The 21,457-nt window shown below is 36.1% G+C and carries 24 protein-coding genes; 8 read left to right on the forward strand and 16 right to left on the reverse strand.

Features of this window, described 5'->3' with window-relative positions; genetic code table 11:
- Positions 1-348: 348 nt before the first annotated feature.
- Positions 349-915, reverse strand: a complete 567-nt coding sequence (locus tag JBW_RS18700; protein ID WP_007954188.1) for a flavin reductase family protein — start codon at positions 913-915, stop codon at positions 349-351.
- 337 nt (positions 916-1,252) lie between these two features.
- Between JBW_RS18700 and JBW_RS18705 the strand changes: the two genes are divergently transcribed.
- Positions 1,253-2,287 carry a hypothetical protein gene (locus JBW_RS18705; protein ID WP_007954186.1) on the forward strand — a complete coding sequence of 345 codons (1,035 nt, stop codon included), beginning with the start codon at positions 1,253-1,255 and terminating at the stop codon, positions 2,285-2,287.
- 179 nt (positions 2,288-2,466) lie between these two features.
- On the opposite strand, the gene JBW_RS18710 is transcribed toward JBW_RS18705, so the two are convergent.
- On the reverse strand, positions 2,467-2,760 hold the full coding sequence (locus JBW_RS18710) for a hypothetical protein (protein ID WP_007954185.1): 294 nt from the start codon (positions 2,758-2,760) through the stop codon (positions 2,467-2,469).
- 358 nt (positions 2,761-3,118) lie between these two features.
- Here JBW_RS18710 and JBW_RS18715 point away from each other — a divergent pair, with 358 nt between their 5' ends.
- Positions 3,119-3,346, forward strand: coding sequence for a helix-turn-helix domain-containing protein (locus JBW_RS18715; protein ID WP_007937554.1), 228 nt, complete (start codon positions 3,119-3,121; stop codon positions 3,344-3,346).
- Between the two features lie 509 nt (positions 3,347-3,855).
- Positions 3,856-3,933, forward strand: a complete 78-nt coding sequence (locus tag JBW_RS26245) for a hypothetical protein (RefSeq protein WP_419177843.1) — start codon at positions 3,856-3,858, stop codon at positions 3,931-3,933.
- A gap of 480 nt (positions 3,934-4,413) precedes the next feature.
- On the opposite strand, the gene JBW_RS18720 is transcribed toward JBW_RS26245, so the two are convergent.
- Genes JBW_RS18720 through JBW_RS18740 form a run of 5 tightly spaced genes read right to left on the reverse strand, consistent with a single transcriptional unit; the run spans position 4,414 to position 8,939 of the window.
- Positions 4,414-4,920: a hypothetical protein gene (locus JBW_RS18720; RefSeq protein WP_007954183.1), complete on the reverse strand. Its 507-nt coding sequence runs from the start codon at positions 4,918-4,920 to the stop codon at positions 4,414-4,416.
- Entirely contained in the window at positions 4,910-7,249 is a 2,340-nt protein-coding gene (locus JBW_RS18725) for a prenyltransferase/squalene oxidase repeat-containing protein (RefSeq protein ID WP_007954182.1), read from the reverse strand. The genes JBW_RS18720 and JBW_RS18725 overlap by 11 nt, the downstream gene beginning before the upstream one ends.
- A gap of 36 nt (positions 7,250-7,285) precedes the next feature.
- A complete protein-coding gene (locus tag JBW_RS18730) occupies positions 7,286-7,888 on the reverse strand; it encodes a DUF1599 domain-containing protein (RefSeq protein ID WP_007954180.1) in 603 nt (200 codons plus the stop codon).
- An 11-nt stretch (positions 7,889-7,899) separates the two neighbouring features.
- Entirely contained in the window at positions 7,900-8,604 is a 705-nt protein-coding gene (locus JBW_RS18735) for an HIT family protein (RefSeq protein ID WP_007954173.1), read from the reverse strand.
- 32 nt (positions 8,605-8,636) lie between these two features.
- Positions 8,637-8,939 carry a hypothetical protein gene (locus JBW_RS18740; protein ID WP_007954171.1) on the reverse strand — a complete coding sequence of 101 codons (303 nt, stop codon included), beginning with the start codon at positions 8,937-8,939 and terminating at the stop codon, positions 8,637-8,639.
- 977 nt (positions 8,940-9,916) lie between these two features.
- Here JBW_RS18740 and rsmH point away from each other — a divergent pair.
- Positions 9,917-10,981: a 16S rRNA (cytosine(1402)-N(4))-methyltransferase RsmH gene (gene rsmH, locus JBW_RS18745; RefSeq protein ID WP_007954169.1), complete on the forward strand. Its 1,065-nt coding sequence runs from the start codon at positions 9,917-9,919 to the stop codon at positions 10,979-10,981.
- Between the two features lie 85 nt (positions 10,982-11,066).
- Positions 11,067-11,669 (forward strand): hypothetical protein, encoded by a 603-nt coding sequence (locus JBW_RS18750; protein WP_007954163.1) that lies wholly within the window; start codon positions 11,067-11,069, stop codon positions 11,667-11,669.
- A gap of 39 nt (positions 11,670-11,708) precedes the next feature.
- Here JBW_RS18750 and JBW_RS18755 read toward each other — a convergent pair whose 3' ends face one another.
- From JBW_RS18755 to JBW_RS18770, 4 genes are all read right to left on the reverse strand, one after another.
- A complete protein-coding gene (locus JBW_RS18755; protein WP_007954160.1) occupies positions 11,709-12,233 on the reverse strand; it encodes a permease in 525 nt (174 codons plus the stop codon).
- Position 12,234: 1 nt separating this feature from the next.
- On the reverse strand, positions 12,235-12,711 hold the full coding sequence (locus tag JBW_RS18760; RefSeq protein WP_007954158.1) for a hypothetical protein: 477 nt from the start codon (positions 12,709-12,711) through the stop codon (positions 12,235-12,237).
- A 15-nt stretch (positions 12,712-12,726) separates the two neighbouring features.
- Positions 12,727-13,062 carry a PadR family transcriptional regulator gene (locus JBW_RS18765; protein WP_007954157.1) on the reverse strand — a complete coding sequence of 112 codons (336 nt, stop codon included), beginning with the start codon at positions 13,060-13,062 and terminating at the stop codon, positions 12,727-12,729.
- 287 nt (positions 13,063-13,349) lie between these two features.
- Positions 13,350-14,249 carry an aldo/keto reductase gene (locus JBW_RS18770; protein ID WP_007954156.1) on the reverse strand — a complete coding sequence of 300 codons (900 nt, stop codon included), beginning with the start codon at positions 14,247-14,249 and terminating at the stop codon, positions 13,350-13,352.
- A 133-nt stretch (positions 14,250-14,382) separates the two neighbouring features.
- On the opposite strand from JBW_RS18770, the gene JBW_RS18775 reads away from it, so the two are divergent.
- The 3 genes from JBW_RS18775 to JBW_RS18785 all read left to right on the forward strand — a co-directional run bounded on the left by JBW_RS18775 (position 14,383) and on the right by JBW_RS18785 (position 17,199).
- Complete coding sequence (locus tag JBW_RS18775; RefSeq protein WP_007954155.1) at positions 14,383-14,721, forward strand: winged helix-turn-helix transcriptional regulator; 339 nt, start codon at positions 14,383-14,385, stop codon at positions 14,719-14,721.
- Between the two features lie 383 nt (positions 14,722-15,104).
- Entirely contained in the window at positions 15,105-15,797 is a 693-nt protein-coding gene (locus JBW_RS18780; RefSeq protein WP_007954154.1) for a response regulator transcription factor, read from the forward strand.
- A complete protein-coding gene (locus tag JBW_RS18785) occupies positions 15,781-17,199 on the forward strand; it encodes a sensor histidine kinase (RefSeq protein WP_007954153.1) in 1,419 nt (472 codons plus the stop codon). Before JBW_RS18780 ends, JBW_RS18785 begins: the two co-directional genes overlap by 17 nt.
- Positions 17,200-17,289: 90 nt before the next feature.
- On the opposite strand, the gene JBW_RS23860 is transcribed toward JBW_RS18785, so the two are convergent.
- The 5 genes from JBW_RS23860 to JBW_RS18810 form a co-directional block, all read right to left on the reverse strand.
- Positions 17,290-17,832 carry a methyltransferase family protein gene (locus JBW_RS23860; protein WP_007954152.1) on the reverse strand — a complete coding sequence of 181 codons (543 nt, stop codon included), beginning with the start codon at positions 17,830-17,832 and terminating at the stop codon, positions 17,290-17,292.
- A 186-nt stretch (positions 17,833-18,018) separates the two neighbouring features.
- Complete coding sequence (locus JBW_RS18795) at positions 18,019-18,423, reverse strand: GtrA family protein (RefSeq protein WP_007954151.1); 405 nt, start codon at positions 18,421-18,423, stop codon at positions 18,019-18,021.
- Positions 18,407-19,162 (reverse strand): glycosyltransferase family 2 protein, encoded by a 756-nt coding sequence (locus JBW_RS18800; protein ID WP_007954150.1) that lies wholly within the window; start codon positions 19,160-19,162, stop codon positions 18,407-18,409. Before JBW_RS18800 ends, JBW_RS18795 begins: the two co-directional genes overlap by 17 nt.
- A gap of 65 nt (positions 19,163-19,227) precedes the next feature.
- On the reverse strand, positions 19,228-20,247 hold the full coding sequence (locus JBW_RS18805; protein WP_007954147.1) for an NAD-dependent epimerase/dehydratase family protein: 1,020 nt from the start codon (positions 20,245-20,247) through the stop codon (positions 19,228-19,230).
- Positions 20,247-21,440 carry a nucleotide sugar dehydrogenase gene (locus JBW_RS18810; RefSeq protein WP_007954146.1) on the reverse strand — a complete coding sequence of 398 codons (1,194 nt, stop codon included), beginning with the start codon at positions 21,438-21,440 and terminating at the stop codon, positions 20,247-20,249. Before JBW_RS18810 ends, JBW_RS18805 begins: the two co-directional genes overlap by 1 nt.
- Positions 21,441-21,457 lie beyond the last annotated feature (17 nt).

Raw genomic sequence — 21,457 nt, forward strand, 5'->3', positions numbered from 1 at the left:
AAAGTGAGTCTATTTTTATATTTTCTCGATAATGAGCATAACTTTTCTTCAGGAGCTGCACCATCAGCCGTATCTGGGGCAGACGGATTGCATATCACTAAAACCCCTCTCATACTGTAATAATAATAGCACATCTTCATTCTTGCCGCATACGTAAATCAATACCAGTTTCTAACTCTCTGCCATCATAACGTTTGAACTTTTATTCTTTTTTATCCACAAAAAATCCCCTCCAGATTGTTAGTGTAAGTCCATTCTATCAATGGCCTTTTTTACACGGTCAACCTAAAGGGGATAATACCTTATTGTTCTTATTCTATTAATAAACCACTTTTCTATTTTTCCTTTTCAATAGTCTTTTCCAATAGAAAAGGCCTGAGCGACTTGTTTTCCTACACCATAGTAATGGCCACTGTCAGCAGCAAAAATTAAAGGTTTTATTTGTTCAATAACCGGCTGACCGCCTTTTTCTTGTATACTCTCATCCATTTTGACATCCATCACTTCACCTATAAACTGGGTATGCAGGCCAAGCTCAATAACCTGGATAACTTTACACTCCAAATTAATTGGAAATTCCCTGATGTAAGGAGCATCAACAATATCACTTTTTACCGCTGTAAGGCCAGTCTTAGCAAATTTATCTTCCTTATGTCTGGAGGCTATGCCAAAGTAATCAGCTTCTTTTGCATAGTTTTCTGAAGGAATATTAATTGTGAATGCCTTTTTGAGAATTAGATTATCATACGAATACGTTGCTTTGCGTAGTGAAACGGCAACACAAGGGGGAGCTGAGCAGCAAATACCTCCCCAAGCAGCAGTCATCGCATTAGGATTTCCTTCCTTATCATAGGTACATACGACTAGAATAGGTGCAGGATAGAGCAATGTTTTAGCACCCAAACTTTTTTTCATACTTTTCACCTCTTAGTTATTATCTGCATAAAACCTTACTTTAGATCCTTTAATTGTAATTACAGGCATTGTACATCGTCGTCCTATAAGTATGGTTGTTTCTCTCATTATATATGTTATTCTTTCAATACAAAAGTATGCACTTTTACGATGGGTGCTATACATTAGAGAAGTAACCATTCTAAAGGAAGATCCCTAACTGACACACTAAGTAAGATCGCTTTCTAATAGAGATACCAAAGACCAGCTAATTAGTGATTTTCACTATAAAAGAAGTATTTTGGCATTAATGTAGAATTTGTTAAATGATTACAATTAAAACGGGGGGTTATTAATAATGAGAAATAAGGTTTTTGGCCTACTGGTTTTTACACTGATTATTGGATTTATTAATTTATCGCAAGTTTATGCAGAGGATCGGCTTGTATTGTTAGGGTCATCGGAAAAAGTTAATCTTTATCTAGATTCTGCAACACTAGCTGTTACAAAAGATGATACAAATTCAATTTATTATGATGTATGGATAAAAATGACGATTAAGGAAGATATCCAACAATTAAATATGTATACTCATCAGCAAGAACCTTTAAACTATCTGATACAGCATATGATAATAGCCACAACTAAAGATAGAAAAATGAGTCAACTTCGAAGTACTACTGCTTACGGCAAAAGTGGCGAAGTGCTTTTTACGTATGCTAACGCCAAGCCCATGGCAGATATTGCTGCGGGATCAATAGTTGACTACTTGGCTGACAGAATAGCGGAATATGTATCGAAGAATTATATTGAGCCAATTGCCGCGCCTAATAAAAAATATTTGCCTTTTAATCAAAGGGAATATTATAATTTGTTTGAAACCAAAGGTTATAAAATAAGTAAAATAGAGGAGAGCCAAGGAATTAATATTTATGGTGAGTCCTATAGTAGTGCTGCAACCACTTGTAGCTTTTTAGGCAAAGATCTTGATAAAGAAGCTTATTTTGGTGTCTTTGGAGACGATGAGCAACACTTAAAGGGAGCATCTGCAGTTTTGTATACTAATTCTTTGCTTTCAAAAGAAAATTTGAGTTTATTTTATATTACACTGCAAGAATTATTTCCCGACTGGACACAAGATCAATCTAAAAACTGGGTCGATCAGTCATTGGAAAAGATGAGTCACAGCAATAAAATTATGTTTATATACTTACATAAAGGTAAGGACTATATAACAATTACGCGGCAAGATATAAAAGGAAATGATGGTATAGTATATAAACTAACGATTACCCAAAATGATCCAGCCAGAGTTAATCCCATCCGGCCATACAATGATGGGATTAATAGTATATCCATTTTTGAGGAATGGAAGCCATCGCAAAGTAATTAACTGATGATCCGCTCATAAAAAACACCCTTCATTTTCTAGAATAATTAATAAGCTTGGACTACCATATGTCACAATCTTTAGACTTTACCTAAAAAACCGCCCCTACCCTCAACATTTTGAGGATAGGGGGCGGTACCAATTTACCGATTCTACTGTTACAGACTTCGCCACAAAATTTCTTACCGCCTTGATGGTTCCCAGGACAATGCTTGCATGATAAATCGTATGGAATCAGAAAATCCTTGCCGATAACTAACGGCCATACTCGCTGCTTCCCTTTCATTGTTTTTATCCGCTAGCCTGCTTAAAATGAGATGTAAATTTTGGGGCAATGCTGCACGTAGTTCTTCTTCATATTCTTTAGCCGCTATATTGGAATAGTAATAGTCGTTTGATATTTGCTGTAGTGGTATGTTAAGACTAATATCCTCCATAGAATCCATTGCACTTTCAAAAAGGCTTTCTTTTTTCATGATAATCCTCTCCTTCGTATTTAAAATGAACTCCTGCCATGCCCTTAATCGATTGTCCTTAGCCATGTACTCCGTGGAATCTTGTTTTGACAAGCTTTACGAATACGCCATTTATATTATTGATCTGATTAGACTATATATAGCCATACAAATATGGTTTACCAACTTTTATATGTTTTTTAGAGTATTTTATAAAATCAACTATGAACTATAGTTGGATATGAGTTATAATGAAATACATATGTAGTTATATATCTGTACCGCAAATATACAATTAATGAGTTATTTAATATAGTAAGTATTACTTACTATATTAACAGTATAACGTAAGTGTAACTTACGGTCAAGAGGTTTTTCTATGTTTAAAAAAGAACTTTTTATTGAACGTTTAAATTTACTTATGAAAAAGAATCAAACCTCCAAACAGGCTTTAGGAAATGCGATTGGTGTAAGTCGTCCAGCTATCAGCCAATTTGCGAGTGGTAGCAATCTGCCTTCAATTGAAAAACTAGCGGCTATCGCTGATCATTTTGACGTATCTATTGACTATCTCGTTGGACAATCCGATGACCCGAAGCGAAAATAGTGGCTCTTTATCCTAACAATCAAATCTACCAAAATATAGGCTTAAAGTTGACCTGCCCCCGCACAAGACAGGATTAATAGTTAAAATCCAAAAGCCAATTCCCTTACTATAAAGGAATTGGCTTTTTATGTTGTGTGTTAAAAAAGAACTCTTCTATTGTATTGTTTCACGCGGTTTATACAAATATATTATTCATTGTATTTCACTATTTCCAGAGGCAATCAACCTGTCCCTGGAAGATATTCTAGGCTATTCCTATGAAGTTGTCAAAAAGAAACGTCCCCTTTGTCTTCATAAGCGGATTTTCTCTTTATAATGACGCGAGGACGGTGGTTTTGCCTTGAAATTTCTTTCATCAACTTCCATATTGCCATACACCGCATCCGTCCCCCTTACATTCATTTTTAAATAAGGAATGAATCAGAGCACCGTCACCTTACTTATTTTTCCATAAAAATTAAAACAACTACGTATTTGCGTGAATTATCACAAGATGCTCTTGCAAAAAAATTGGTATAGCACAACAAACATATGGACATTGGGAAACAGGTCGAACAGAACCGGATCACGCTACCTTAAGCGCATAGCTGACTTTTTTAACGTTTCAATAGATTATCTCTTGGGTCGCGAAACCATCCAACCTCCACCTCACCAAAAGCGAATTTATCTCAAGAAGATCTAGTTCTTGTTGAACTAGCCCGAGATATAAAAAAAACTTCCTGAAGATCATCGGAAGATTATTGATACTATTATCGAAATAAACAAAGGCAAGAACATATAAAATGTTATAGTGCGAGAAATAGTCCCCCTCTTCACCTCCTCTAAATCCTAACTTTTAGCAAAACACTATTTCGGTTCATCTTTCTCTTATTCACAGTTACTGACTACGCCAATTTTTTGGGGTTACCAACATTAACACCAGTCACAGAAAGCAGCCCCAATTGGAGTTGCTTTCTTCTTACAATAATAGGAACACAATTAGACAGTTTTAGAACAGACTGCATCACTACATATCCCATAAGAGCTACAATAAATATTCTAAGTTCTTTAAAAAACAGATGATGTATTTATGATCCAAATCCTAAAATACAAGCAAGCACTAATCCACCTATCCCAAAAGATTGAATAACAAGAATGTTTTCAATTAGAAAATCTTTAGGAACTACAAACTCAGTTAAAGTTAAAATGCCAATATCAACAGTTGCAAGAATTTTACCAAACTTTAAACGAGATTGTTCAAAATTAAACATTTCAAGATCGTGTTTAAATTTCTCGAGTTCATTCTTTAAGACTTCAGTAGCAACAGGTAATTGAGATTCACCAGGAATAAACTGGTTGATTTTAATATAGATATCATCCTTTGCAATAGCAATCTCTGTAATAGTGATTTTTTCACGTAAATTATCAATCACATTTTGACAACGCTCAATATTAACATCAAAAATTATTGATATGCAAAAAAATAGAAAAAGATATAATTTCAACTTATCAATACTATGATTCTTATAATGAAATTTCAAAGCCGAAATACGAACACTAGCCTTGAAAAGGCAGGCTTTAAATTTAGATAACACGAGCGACCTCCAAATCGAGTTTACTTAAAAAAGTTTGCGCCGCATTTTCCCATGTACAATTTTTAGATAAAAGCATATTCTTCAAAGATTTCGCACCAGACTTAACTCTTGCCTTATCACTAGCAATTTCCAATAGTGCCGTAGTTAACTGCTCTAAATCATCTTCCGAAAAGGCCTCGTCACCAAAACTACCTTTAATCTCGATTGCCTTAATACATCCAAGACCTGGAGAACCACATTTATCTTTTATCATTTCGTATAACCCGCTATTCTTTGAAATAATTATTGGTACTTCACCAGCGATCGCTTCCATGCCAACAAGCCCAAATCCTTCATGCCATGATGGCATGATACATACATCTCGCAAAGATAGATTTTCAAAAATTTTATTTCGGTCTTCACAATAAGGCACTGCTATAATACTTACTAGCCTTCCAGCCTCTTGAGATGCTAGAATTCTCAGTTCATCGCATTTCTCTTCATAGCTATCCCCAGCCTCTAATCCCATGACATAAAGACGCGGAAACTCATTCCCAAATGAACAAGGATTATTTTTAAAAGCTCGTGCGAACGCCTTGACCGCCAACTTACCTTGTTTTATAATTTCATTGTTTGAGTCTAACCTTCCAAATACAATAGCTGAAAATATTCCAGACGAATTACAAGATGGAGATATTTCCTCTGTTAGTCCTGGAATGATTTCAATGATGTCTTGTTTCCTTCGTAGTTCTTCAGCTGACAACCTTAACTTAGGACCTATAGCAAAAACTCGGTCAGCATGAGTAAATACCTTCCTTTGTACATCTTCTTTTGCAGCAGAGGAAATTCCCTTACTATATTTTATAGGATAGTATGAAGGGTAACTCATATGATGAATAATTGCACATTTACCTTCTTTTAACTGCTCACGACATTTAAGTGCTACTTCACCAGTTATAGTATCGTGCCCTACCCACCACAGGATACTGCCTTTATCTATTTTTTTTACTTTATCAATAATTTCGTACGATCTTGAAGCATCAATCTGTTCAGATCCTATGTCTAAAGGGATTAGTGTTACTTTGCTTTGATTAGCTTCGGCTATATCAAGTGGTGTAGCCTCTTTTACCACGCATACTATTCTAGGGGTGCTCACCAAGCCTAATGCTCTGCAAAAGTCGTAATTGAAAGAATTAATACCACCTAGTTTCGTTCCCCAAGAATCAGCAATAAGTATAATTTTCCCACTATCCACCTCAGTTTTTTCCTCTTTGCCAGTGGTAAGCATAGCTAACTTTTCTCCATTAGAAGGATTTTCAGTTTTATCAGATCTTCCCTTCTCATACCATAAATCTAGGCACATTAGCACATCATAAATTGCCCACATTGTAATTTTGTCACCTAATTGCGGGTGATGCCAAATACCGTCTTTTTCTTGACCTTCACTTATAAGTGAACTAATCACATTATTTATAAGCTTATCAATATCAGCATCCACACTCAGCAGGCTTTTTATGACGCGTACATTAGTAAGATGATAATGGTGCACGCGTTTAAGATCAATACTAATAATTTCAAGTAATCCAGAATTTTGATTTTGGTGCCAAAAAAAAGCCTCATTAAAATTACTACACAAGAAATCAATCGCCTTTTTTTTGCTTCTAAGTAATTCTTTTTTAAATGTAAAGACAGTATCCAAAACACATGCAGTATGGAAACAAGTTGATTGCTTGCCTTTATATTCTCCCCATCCGCCATCACTATTTTGGATACTAATTATCCAATTAGAAGCATTCTCAATACATTCTTCAATGCTTTGTTTTTGCATACCATTTACCGGAATTTTTTCTATAATTTTTCTTAAACAATCTAAAACTAAAGCTGACGTATAAATTCTTTGATTGTCATCTTTAGTCATTCCCCACGCATTATTCGCTAAATTGTCTAGTAACCAAGTTATGCCCTTGTAAACGCTCTCAACAATTGCATCCTTTTTGTCTATTAATTCTAGCCCGTAAAATTCACATAAACAAATTAATGCCCATGATGTTGGCTCACTAGATGATCGATCATTCAAGTTTGTTTTGTACGCCCAGCCACCATCGTCTCTTTGGATCTTTAACACCGTATTTAATGCTTTTTCAATTTTGATTTTATTTTCATCTATGATTTTAAATTTTTTTGCAAGTAATAACCCCTGAGAGGTAGCAACTATTCCAACATTCACGTTCTCGTCAAGATATTGATGCCAACCATCAGTATCTAGCTGAGGATCCGATCGAAATCTTTGAATTATATAGCTCAAAGATAGAGACCTTATTTGCTTTAATTCATTTCGTGATGCGTCCATCTTCCCCCACAATCCGCAAAATATATCTATGATAGATTATTTTGAGTTATAATCAATTGATTCTAATTTTATTAATGCAAAGATACAATAATTTATAATATCACTTAATTGGGCATCTATGTCCTCAGATACAATTAATCGCCTATCGTTGTCAATAATATTTTTTACTCTTAGTATTTTAATAATTATCTGATCCGTAATTGATATTAATGACATATCCCTCCAGGCTTCACCATAATCATGATTTTTATTTAACATTAACTCCTTGATACGACCTGAGCTATCAGAGTATTTTTCCATTACTATATTAATGTCTATTGTTTTTAATATACTGATATTATTAATAGCATTATCAGATGTAGGAATAATGTCACTATGATAAAACTTAATAAGACCAATTAAACAATAATTTATGATTCCGATATATTCAACATCTCTCCCTTCCGGAATCAAACATTTGTCTCCATTTTGTTCCAACGTTCTAATTCTCTTAATTTTAATCCATAATTGATCTACTAACGAAGGCCATCTAAATAAGATCCACGTTGCTCCATAATCTTTCATTTTATTGTAAAAGATACTTTGACACTTTGAAATTATAGTATCAAAGTCTTCTTCCACGCGATATTTCTTATCCATAATTTACTCTCCTAAAGGTTTGTTATAAGTTGATTTTGCTTCTTATAGCTTGTTATGCTATTTATAGTATTGATAATAATATCTACTCCATAATTTTTTCTCCAGTCCCATTTATTCATAATTCCAAGCTCTTGACATAATATTTGCCTAAAGAATTGAGATACTATAACATCATTTTCAAATATAAATCTTTCTCCAAAATTATTTTGATAAAATAAATAATCTTTTTTATTTTGATATTCATCCTGAAGAGTCGTAAATCTTTCGAATTTCTTACGGCTTAGTACTTTAATGTAATCATTATTCAAAAGTTCGCCATCAAAGGGCACAACATGAATATGTGTATGGTCTACGCAACATCCGCCCTTAAGCCTATCATTTACGGCACCGTGTTCAAATAAAATAGTTTTCTTATTGTAAACCTTTTCTATTAGACTACCTAAAAAAGATATTATCTTCTCTAATTCCTCAAAATAGTCTTCTGGGCAATCTAACACTGAAAAATAGTGTTTTTTAGTGATAATCAATAAATATCCTGGTACAAATGAACCGACTGACGGTACTACCACCCAATATTTCGTTGAAAATAGCACCCGTTCTTGCAGTTTGTATAGACAGGCAATATTTTTGTAAAAAAAGCTTTCCTTATACATCTGATTAAATTCCATGCAAAAACTACACCCATGTACTGTCTCTGATATCGTTGATTTGATCATAAAATTGATACAAGCCTCCTTTTGCATCAATTTTATAGTAGCTTTTTTGCATCAATAAACATTTGAAAAAGCTTCTGCTCCGAAAAGTTATACTTTTCTACGAGTTTATTCATATTTGTTCTAAAGCTTTCAACTGGATACAAGTCCAAGCTATCATGTTCATAAAACCATAGAAGTAAACCCAATGCACTTTGGGTATTATTTTCATTACAATTAATATCATCCCCCCCAAACCATTGTAATAATATTGCTATATCATCGCTATTTAGAAATGATTCATAATCTGCATTACCATGTTGCTGGACTTGCTCAATATACTTCATAAAGTTACTCATCTCAGAACCTTCCTCTCAGAATTCATCATATCTTCTAATGTTAATAATACCCCAAAATGCCAAAATCCACACATATTATCCATCCCTTACTATTAAGCTTTTTTATCAACGCCCACTTTGAAGGTTTCCCATTACTGGTCTATCTCTTACTCAAATCCGAGCAAAAAGATTATTATCGCACTATAATTTATTGCGATATTTTTTTTATTCTAGGCGAATTGTCAACTAAGTGAAAACTCATGGAGGGTTCCGCGGGTCAACTCTACAGTATTAAACTATAAGTTATAAAATTCCATAAAAAATATAAAGGTCCTGCCAAGTCCCTATAAAAATTTGGCAGGACCTCTTTGGCTACTATAAAATGATATGGTTTCCCCCGATTAGTCTCGTTAAGGAGGACAGTTATTTCGACATAGGATGGAGGGACGCCAGGGACGTTCCTTTTTGACAACTTCATAGTGAATATACTCATAAATTATTACTAACCTTTAGACAGCTTTTTAATTTCTCTCATAAGCATAACATTTTTCTGAGAGTTTGGTTCGAAGAGAAAGAGTCAACTCTTTGGGATTTATCATTCATTTTCTAGAATAATTGATAAGCTTAGACTACCATATGTGACAATCCTTAGAGTTTACCTAAAAGCAGAAAGGGTCAATGTTATTATAAGCGGAGGTTAAGTATCACGGCGAAGCGTTAATAACATTGACCCTTCCCCCTCATACAGCAAAAAACATCTTTTCTAAAAAGAGCAAAAACCCTAACCCCCAACAACAAACCCGCCCCTACCCTCAACACTCTGAGGATAGGGGCGGTACTCATTTATCTATTCTACTGTTACTGGCATAACCTTGTCTCTAGCTCAACGCAATCGCCCTTGCTTTGCCAACTGTTAATGTTGCTTTACTAAATTGTACCTGCTATCATATAATTTGTAACAAAAGTACAAAAATATTTGATAAAAATGAGGGAATAGAATGGCCCCAGATCACACCTTGGACGAGCAAGAGCCCAAACATCAGCGACGTGTTCGCTATAAAGGCACTCACCCTAAGAATTTTAAAGAAAAATATAAGGAACTGCAGCCAGAGCAATATGCTGATGATGTGGCAAAGATTATTCAGAAGGGCAATACTCCTGCCGGTATGCATATTTCAATCTGCGTTAAAGAAATATTGGATTTCCTGCAAATTACCCCAGGACAAACTGGATTAGATGCAACACTAGGTTATGGCGGACATACCTTAGAGATGCTTAAATGTTTACATTCAAAGGGGCGCTTGTACGCTACTGATGTAGATCCCCTTGAATTACCGCGCACCAAAGATCGTTTAGAGCGTTTGGGTTATGGCTCCGAAATTTTAGAGATCAAGCAAATGAACTTTTCCAAAATAGATCAAATCATTCCCGAATCAGGGCTATTTAATTTTGTATTGGCAGACTTGGGTATTTCCTCTATGCAAATAGACAATCCTGAAAGAGGGTTTTCGTTTAAGTATGAAGGGCCATTGGACTTAAGACTTAATCCGAAAGCAGGTTACTCCGCAGCAAGTCTTTTAAAGAAAATATCTCTAGATGAATTACAAGATATGCTGATAGAAAATGCTGACGAGCCTCATGCCGAAGTAATCGCTCGTGCTATTACTTCCAACATTAAAAAAGGAACTGTTATATCGACAACAACTGAGCTTCGAAATATCATTACAGATGCTCTTAAATTTGTTCAAAAAGTCACCAAAGATGATATTAAAAAATCTTGTCAACGAACCTTTCAAACATTGCGAATTGATGTCAATAAGGAGTTTGATGTGTTAGACGAATTCCTAGAAAAACTTCCTGATGTCATGGCGACCGGTGGACGCGTTGCTATACTTTCCTTTCATTCAGGAGAAGATCGTCGCGTAAAAAAATCTTTTAGACAATTTTTTCGTGAAGGCATTTATCGTGAAATAGCACCCGATCCTATTCGGGCATCAGCAGAAGAATGCCATATCAATAGTCGTGCCCGTTCTGCTAAATTGCGTTGGGCAATCAAATCATAACTTGCAAAAAACACACTACATCTTTTCATTTGAAAAACTTCTTCTTTGCAAATAAACAAAATCGAAATGATATGAGGAGCAAACTATGACAACATTAAATGCAATCATTATGGAAGTAGGTAAAGATCCTGCTGTCTATAAACTATCAACGGCGATTGATAAACAACTTGAAGAAATGGCCATTGTATTAGGGGGAAATTTCATTAGTTCTCGCTTGTTCGAAGTCGGTGAAGGTCTATCCTTACATATTTTTATAAACGATATGGCAATTCCTCTACAACTGACTGCAAATCGTCGTTTCCCTGAACCTGATCAAGATCAAATTATTTTTGGTAATGCTCTTTTTCTCATCATTGATGATGTCATCGGTGATGAAGAAGGTGCATTAGATATTCCCGATCAATATTGTGAGGTTTTCATCAACAAACTCAAAGAGAGTTTTGCGCCTTGTAGAGGTGACGAGAAACCAGATCTGGATGCAGAAATTTTTGTCGAAAACCCAGGTACAAACGAAGAACGAAGGTTTAGGTGGGAAGAAGTGCAAGCACCTGGCAAAGAAAACGAGTTAAAATTTATTGGACAAGGTTATGTTCGTATTGTTGATGATGGTACCTGTGATATTCTAGAAATTCGCGGACGTTACTTCAAACAAAAATATCTCAAAGAAAGCAATAAAAATTTACAATAGAATGTTTGAACAAAACATCGAATCAACTTATATTTTCACTTAATCTGCATTAGCAACAATTAAGGATATAGATTCTTTAGAGACTGATTTCTCAATATAAAATGCCATGAGAAGATATAAAGGTATACTGATTGCTATATGAATCAATGTGAAGCTTACTCCTAATGAAGCTGCTTCAAATACTACTATAGGAAGTTTTGTGCTTGACCATACGCCTAGAAAAAATATTACATTGGACAACTTCGCTCCTTTTTTCAGGAGAAGAACCCCCATTGGAAATGCTATATATAATGGTCCTGCCGCTATCGTTCCAAGTACGAAACCTATGAGAAGTCCAGTTGCCCCTGATCCATGGCCCATATATCTTATCAAGGTTTCCTTTGGAACCCAGATATCCATCAGGCCCATAATAATAAAGATCGGAGGAATTAATAAAAGCATTTCCTTCAAATTGGATAGTGTAATATCAAATGCATTTTTACCAACTTTATTATTTATAAAAAAGATTGTTATTTGTATTAAAAGAAATAGTAGTGCCCATTTATATGCTTTCAATAGTTTCATTTTACATCACCATCCCTATTACAGCAGTAAATACTATACAAATCATAAATGATAAAACAATTCGTTTTACAGCGATATCTTTATTAAAATATTTTATCTCTGCTGGAAAAGAGACAATACCAACGGCCATGATTGTTGAAACCAATGCAGCAACTTGCATATAGCCAGCCCCGGCTTTAAGCAACGTCCCTCCTAGAGGAAATGCCACGAAACTTGGAAGTGATACAATAGACCCAATTATTAATGCTATAATTGCACCTAACACACCAGACTCTGATCCGATCAGAGTTGTAATTACACTTTGGTTAAGAACAGCCAAGGTGATTCCTATAAAAAGCATCATTGCAAGCACAATGGGAACCAATTTCTCAAATGACATCCACGCAACTTTGATGCTTTTTTTAGTTTTGTTCTTGTCCTTAATAAATGAAACTAGTAATAGAATTCCGGCAACTGCATATAAAACACTTGATACCATTTCACACCCCTATTCCTAAAAATCTAATCGATCAAACTCGGATAGAAAGTATTCAAGATTTCTTTTTCTTTCCTCGATATCATCTTTAAATTCTTTAAGCAGCCTACGTCCTTGTTCTGTTATGGTATAACACTTTCTTGCAGCTCCTGGATTTGCTGTATCCCAGCAAGCTTCAACAGCATCTGATTTTTCCAATTCAGAAAGTGCGCGGTAAATAGCAGGCCCATCTGCTTTAATATATGGCATGGACTCATTCATTTTGCTAAGCAACATAGAACCATGTGTACTCTCTTTAGCTAAAAATAATAATATAAATGCCGGCAAATGACGGCCATAATTTAATTTATTCATAAAAATCCCCTTTATTTAAAATCAATACATATGTGTTAATCACATTATAGTGTTTAAAGCATTATAATGTCAATTGAATTTTTACCCTAAGACTTCTTTCCTTTATCTTGAAACAACTCGTTTTACCATCCATTTATCTCTATTATTACGACAATTCGGGCTTTAGCTAGTGAAGCTATCCCAAACCTTCTAAAACCACATAAAGCAAAAAAGCCACGAAATTCGTGACTTCATAAAATCTGGATTTACATGGTGGCGAAGAGGGTAACCTAAGGGTAGCTGCTATGTTAGATAGAACAATTCATAGTTTCCATTAAATGTTCTATTGAAGATGTAGTAAGCAGTGCAACACTACCACCGAATTGCTGCATGATATATTTTAGAACCCATTGATTAGGACTCTTTTCTTCTTCTAACAGTTTCTTTAATTTTCTTTGATTAAACAATGTATCGTAACCCTCATGCAATATCTGCTGCTGATTATATTGCCCCTTAAGCAGAGGCGAATATGCAACCAATGTCAAGTCTCTATAATACTCGATGTATTTCTGCAATCCTTGATCCACTGCAACTTGAGGATAAAAATCCGTATCAATGGTTGGAGTTAGATAACTATATCGCTGTTGAATTGCATTAAAAAAATGATAATTGTATTTTTCACAAATTTTTCTAGCGCTTTCTATACGCCATGTATAAAAATTGCTGCAGCCAATTGCTCTAATCAATCCTTTGTCTACCAACTCTGATAAAGTAGCCATAGTTTCTGCCTGAGGCGTTTTAAAATCATCCACATGAAGATATAGTAAGTCTAAATAGTCTGATTGCAAGTTTTCTATGGATTCCTGTACACTCTTTAGGATTACTTTTCTACCTAATCCTTGCATATTTGTAAAATCATTAACATTCATATTGCCTGGCTTTGCACCGAGTTTGGTCGCAAGTATTATATTGCCTCTGTTACCTTCTTTTTTTAACCACCGTCCTATAGTCTTTTCACTTTCACTACCATCCCCACCATTCCAAACAGCATAGTTATTAGCTGTATCAAAGAAATTACCACCGCATCTAACATATGTATTCATTAGCTCAAATGCTTGTTCCTCATGAACTTTAGTCCCAAAATTAATACAGCCAAGACCTATCTGAGAGACTTTCAATGAAGATTTCCCCAAACTTATTTGATTCATATTAACACCCCCGCGTTAAGTATACTATCTAGTGGACTATCTAGAAATATGTACCTTTTTGTGGTATGGTATACTTTAAGTAACTATCAATTATTTATTGTAATTACAATTACTTAAGGAAGGTATTCTTTTTATGAAAGAATGGGAAAAAGATTGTCCAATATTATTAACCCAACGTCTTATATCTGGTAAATGGAAACTGTCCATTATTTGGTTCTTAGCACAAAATAATGTAATGCGTTTTGGTGAACTAAAAAATGCATTTGATGATTCTCTATTGACACAAAAAATGCTCACACAACATCTTAAGGATCTTGAGCGAGATCATTTGGTAAACCGTCAAGTGTATAATGAAATGCCGCCAAAAGTAGAATACAGCCTAACTCCTACAGGTAAAAGCTTCATTCCCGTTTTAGAACACATGGAAAAATGGGGTCAGCATTATATGCATATACATACTGATGAAGCATAAATATTTGCAGCTTGTATTCCTCGTTAAATATTTATGCAGTTATAATACTGTTAAACTCCTGCACGGATTCGCGCTAGAATCCTTACAGGAGTTTCTTCGCTGTTATCAGAATGTCAAGGGGACAGGTCAAGGGGACAGGTCAAGGGGACAGGTCCTTCGACACAGTGACTTTCTTATCTACAGCAGAAAGGATCAATGTTATTATAAGCGAAGGATCGAAAAAAAATATCCACTACGACTTCTTCCCATCTCATTTTGATCTCATTACATTCTCATTGGACAAAGATTAGAATTAGATTAAAAAAAGTTATTTGCTCTTCCTATCTGTACAAAAAAATGTTCTTATATAATTAAGAAGTATTATTTAAGGAGGGGTCGTTTTCATGTCGACGAAAAATACAACTATATTAATTGTGGAAGATGAGTGGAAAATCGCCCGTTTCCTGCAAATGGAACTGGAACACGAAGGCTTTACAACAATCATTGAAACCAACGGTCGCCGAGCTCTAGACCGAATTATCCAAGAAACCTTTGATCTCATCTTATTAGACATCATGCTTCCGGAGATGACCGGTATCGAAATCTGCCGTCGGGTTCGAGATATATCGGAAATCCCTATCATTATGATAACTGCCAAAAGTACAATCGAAGATACAGTAGCGGGGTTAGATATTGGCGCCGATGACTATCTAACCAAACCATTCGCCATTCAAGAACTTCTGGCCCGAATCCGAGCAACACTTCGTAAAAATGTGAACAAGCGTCAAATAGCCGACGAAGGAAAATTAATAGTAAAAAATCTTGTCCTATTTCCAAACCGTTACGAAGCACAGGTCGGTGGACAGCCCGTGGAATTGACAAAAAAAGAATATGGACTCCTCGAATATCTGGTCCGCAATAAGCACATCGTGTTGGAACGCGAACACATTCTACAAGAGGTCTGGGGGTATGAATATACAGGAAATACAAATGTAGTAGATGTCTATGTTCGCTATTTACGCAGCAAACTAGACGAACAGTTCGAAGAAAAATACATCCATACGGTCAGAGGAGTAGGCTATGTGGTCAAAGATTAAGAGTATTGCTTTACCCAGTTCGATTAAATTATCAATACTCTATATCGCAATTTCATTGTGCATTCTATTCATCATCAGTTTAATTTCAGTCTGGCGGGTACAATATATCTTGTATTCTCAAGCACGAGACGATCTGGCTATAAGTGCCAATAACGTAAGGAGTTATATAGCAGAGGGTCATTCCTTGGATGAACATATGTTAAATGAAAATATTCTCGTACCCAATGTTATCCTCAGGGTCTTTGACGACCAAAGCACCTTGCTACTAGACAATTCTCCCTACAAACTTAGCGCTCTCCAACTTCAGATGAAAAATCAGGAAGGCATTCATCTTTTTGAGAATGCTTTACTTAGTGAAAAAGCGTTGCCAGACTTCGAGGTGAACCATACTCATTTTTATTCCCTAAAGCAATCGGTACAACTAAATGGACATTCATATCAATTGCACTTTCTGAAAATAATCGCAGAAAATGATGACTTTCTAGAGAATTTATCATATATCATGAAAGCAAGCAGTTTCCTCGGACTATTGATTCTCATCATGTTAGGTCTATTTATCATCCGCAATATTTTGCGACCCATTAGCGATATAACGGAAATTGCTAAAGCTATCGAGATTAACGACCTAGGTAAGCGCATTCCTATCAGTGATAACAATAATGAACTGCACAAATTGGCAAAAACATTCAATCATATGTTAGATCGGCTTCAGATGGGCTTTGAACAGCAGCAGAGATTTGCTGCTGATGCTTCACATGAACTGCGTACTCCCATCGCGGTTATCAGCGGCTATACAAATATGCTGGACCGTTGGGGTAAACAAGACCCTGTTGTCTTAGAGGAAGGAATCAGCGCAATAAAATCGGAAGCAGCCAATATGCATGAACTCATTGAGAAGTTACTTTTTTTGGCACGAGCCGACCAAAGTAAACAGGTTCTGGAGAAGTCTAACCTCGATATAAAGGAGCTAATTAAAGAAATCGTACAGGAAACTCGCCTTATCGCCCCAAACCACTGTATACTTTTAATTAAAAATGATACTGCTGTTATTTATGCTGATTCTGCCTCCATCAAGCAAATGTTACGAATTTTTATCGAAAATAGTATCAAATATACGCCTATCGGCGGAACCATTTCGATCTCCTCACACCGAACCAGCACTTACTTAGCTATTACGATTCAAGATACTGGAATTGGTATATCACAAGAACACCAATCCAAGATTTTTGACCGTTTTTACCGGGTTGATACATCTCGTTCAAAGCTTACAGGTGGAACCGGCCTCGGTCTATCGATTGCACAATATATTGCTGAGCAGCACAATAGTATTATAGACTTGATCAGTACACCAGGTGAAGGTACTACACTTAGACTGCATATTCCCCTGTATTTCGAAAAATAATAATGTCCTTTAATGTCTTACTACAGGAAAAATCGTGAAGGATCCAAACTAACGATTCATAATGGAATTATAACGCATAATTACATGCAATTATGCGGCTCTGATTAACTCTAAATTGTTCTGATAAATGATAAAGAAAATAATTACTATCACAACACCTAAAAAATTTAGATGCTCTCTATTTAGAATAACATTTTTCCAACTGAATTTGGCACCATCTTTTTTGAACAAATTTTTAAAAGTGGGAATAAATAAAGGTGTATTATTTTGGTAATTTTCATATTTTTGCCCAAATTTATCCATCAAATACCTTTCTTCAAGTTTCATCTTCTTATAATAGGTGCAGAAGAATACAGGAATATATAACACAACCAATGGATAAGCATTTACAAAAAGTGCAACGCCTAATCCTTTGATAAAATTTCCTAAATACAATGGGTGACGTAAAAACTTATATGGTCCTGCTGTAGTTACCTCTTTATTTTTATGGATATATCCTGTAGCCCATATTCTGATAACTATGCCAATCACAACAACTAATAAAGCATAAAAGTTGAGGTTCTCTTGAATAAATAGTAGAAATATTAGCCCCATTATTCTTCCGGCCCAGATGCGAAATTTATTATAACTCAATGATACCATCTCCCTCATTTTGAAAAATTAACTAATTTAGTGCAGAAACAACGTAAGCGTCAAATAAATCGGCCATTAGCTCCAATACCACATTGCACTGAAAAGTATTTAAACCCTGTTTTTAATGTCTTACTAAAAATATTCGCGTTTTATGAAGTGCCCACTTATGTTGATCACTAGATGATATTAAAAAGTCTGCCGGTACAGCCACCATCTTCGTACTGAAAAATTCCAGATAAACACGAGGCCTGTAGCTCCAATCTTGGCTGCCACCGGATGTACATGCACCAATTTAATAGCTAAGGACATAATCAATAAGTCAAACAGCAATCCGGTCGTATTCATGGCTACTATACTTAATGCCTCAATGTTGGCATTGAACTTACACTTATTTTTAAAGACAAACTCTCTTCCCAAGAAAAAATTGACGATAACTGATACTACAAAGCTGCCGGAAGCCGCAGCAATATAATGAAGCCCGACCATTAGGTGTAGAACGTAAAATAAGCCCCAGTCTACCAGCGCAGAAATACCGCCAACACAGAAATAGCGTAAAAACTGATTTAGTAGTCCACTATTTCGAGATAACATTTTTTTTGCTATCCTGCTTAAGCTTTACATAATTCAGACTAAACCAAGTTTTACGCAACGCAAATAAATACCATTTCAAGTAGAATGGCAGCCATCTGAACAATTGAAAACGTGATTCCCCTGCTGTCCGGTCATACCAGGAAGAAGGAACCTCAGTGATTCGATAGCCATTCAAATATGCTTTGACCGTAATTTCCATGCCGATTTCAAAGCCACCGGTACTCTCAATTTGAATCGATTCAATGACAGCCTTATGATACATTTTAAAGCTGTTGGATATATCGTGGGTAGGAATCCCTACTGCCCAGTGAAGACTTACACCGGCAAGGCGGGACAACGTCTTTTTAATGAACGGTCCTCCATATTGTTTCCCGCCTTCCATATACCGTGAACCGCAAACGAGATGATTGCCCTCTTTTACAATTTTATCGTACATTACATCCACTACTTCCAGACTATCTGATAAATCGGCCATTAAAACTAACACTACTTTGCTTTCAAAGGTATGTAAACCTGTTTTTATAGCATTGAGCGCACCGCGGCCATAGATATTCTTTTTTAGAAAAATTGGAAAGTTGTACTTGAAACGTACCTCGTTCACAACAGGTAAGGTGTTGTCATCCTCGCAGTCATAGATAATCGTAAGCCGCTTTTCTGTCTTGACACTGCTCTCTATCTGGTTAAGCAAATTTTCGATATTTGCCCCCTCGTTATATACCGGTACAACTACATCAAGCATGTTATACACCTCCTTGTTTCATTGTTTGCAGGTGAGTCCTAATCAAGGGACTCACCTTTACATATTTAAATATTCCCTGCCCTAACTTGCCTTTGTATCCAGGGAATGACTTCATCAAGCATATCGCTTAAATTCGACTTAGCCTCAAAACCAAGCAATCTTTTCGCTTTTTCTACTGCAGGTATCCGTTTTTGCACATCATACACAAAGGGTGTATCCGATATATAGCGAAATGGCTTGTCCCTATTTACCTTGTTCCAAATGGCTTCTGCCAGTTCTAATACAGTAGTCGAAGCCGATGTTGACAGATTAAAGTCTTCATTAATTGCTTTTTCGTTTTCAATACACAGCGCAATTCCTTCCGCTAAATCACCGCCATAGGTGTAATGACGTATTTGGTTCCCAGCTCCTAAAATATGAAGTGGATCTTGCCCCTTTAGTATTTTTTGCACCAGATCGGGAACGACATGGCTCATGGCCAGTTTAACATTTCCGGAAAAAATTTCTTTTTCATTTTTAGCTCGTCGTTCACCAGTTCCCACACAATTAAATGGGCGGATTATCGTATAGGGAAGTTTGTATTGCTCCCAGGCACCTTTGGCAAAATATTCGCACGCTAACTTTTGAAACCCATAAGTAGACAACGGCGGCGGACATCGTAATTGTTCGCCTTCCGGGCTGGGGTAAACGATAGTAGATTCATACACCATCGAAGAGGATAAAACATTTATCTTTTGTAATTTTTTATGTTGATGTGCCCAGATGGCAGCATCAAAGGTAGCTGCAGTAATTCGCTCATTTTCTGCGAGCAAATCATAGGCATATTCATGAAAATAAGTGATCCCACCAATCATAGCCGCAATCGCCACAACTTGATCGCAGTCAGCTATTAGTTCTTTCATCAACTGGGTATCCTTAACATCGCCTTGAGCAAAAATATAATTGGGATGATGATCATATGATTTTTCTACAGGACCATATTTACTATAGTTATCAATCCCTACAACTGAATGGCCGCGTTTCAATAATTCTTCCACCAGATAACCGGCTATAAATCCGGCTGAACCTGTAACAAGCAGCTTCATTATATTAGACCTCCTCTTCCCAACACATTCCAGATGTCGACAATAATCTTATTTTCCGGAACATTCAGCTCTCTATATTGTTTATGTGGTGTCGCAATAATCAAAATATCGGCCTCCTCAATGACTTTCGCTAGAGGCAGCAAGGAAGCATCAGTCACATAAGGGTCTTCACTCAAAACCTTGCCCGCATGGACTTGCAAGATTTTATGCAATTTGTACGACAAGGATTCACGGATATCATCAGAGTTGCCTTTAAATGCCATGCCCAAAATACCTACAGTCATATTTTTTAGCAGATATTTTGCTTTTAATTTTTGCACTACATAATTTGGTAACCCCTCATTGACTAGCATGGCTGAATGCCCCAGATAAAAGTTACCATTATTGAAAGCCCCCAGTTGCATCGCATCTTTAAACAAACAAGGCCCGGCGGCAAAGCCGGCTTTCGGTAAATCTTTAGCACGGTCATACTGGTGTGTTACCGCATGATGTACATTGTAAAAATCCAAGTTATAATCATTGGCAATCATATAAAATTGATTAGCGACAGCAAATTTAATATACCGCCAGACATTCGTAAACAGCTTAGCCAATTCCGCTTCGGTTGGCTGCACTTCCACCAGTTCATCCGTCAGCAAACCAAATACATCCCGGCATTTTTGCAAGCCTTCCGGTGTGAAGGACGAAATAATCTGTGGCAAGGAGTATAGCTCAGCCATAGCCTCACCTTCTAATATCCGTTCTGGACAGAAGCAAACATTCATGGCTAATCCCGCTTCTCGTAACCAATCATTTACCCGCTCACTAATACCTGGATATACTGTGCTGCGCAAAATCAAGGTTTGTCCATTGCGAAATTGAGGAATGCACTGATTCACAGAATCAATCATCACTTGGAATTTCGGGTTTAAATGTTCATCCACTGGTGTGCCAGTAATCATAATTACAATCTCACTATCAGAAATTACATTCGGCGAATCTGAAAGTTTCAGCGTGCCGTCAGCAAGTACCTTTTGTAACACCTCACCAGCACCTTTTTCATGAAAGGGCATGTTCCCTTGTCTTACGGTATTTACTGACTCTGTGTTAATATCATAAACTATTACTTTTTTGCCACGCTCAGCCAGCGCAATGGATAAGGGCAATCCTACATGCCCACATCCTCCAATCACACATATATCATACATAAACATAGCTTCACCTCATATAA

This window comes from Pelosinus fermentans JBW45 (assembly GCF_000271665.2).
Taxonomy (GTDB): Bacteria; Bacillota; Negativicutes; order DSM-13327; family DSM-13327; genus Pelosinus; species Pelosinus baikalensis.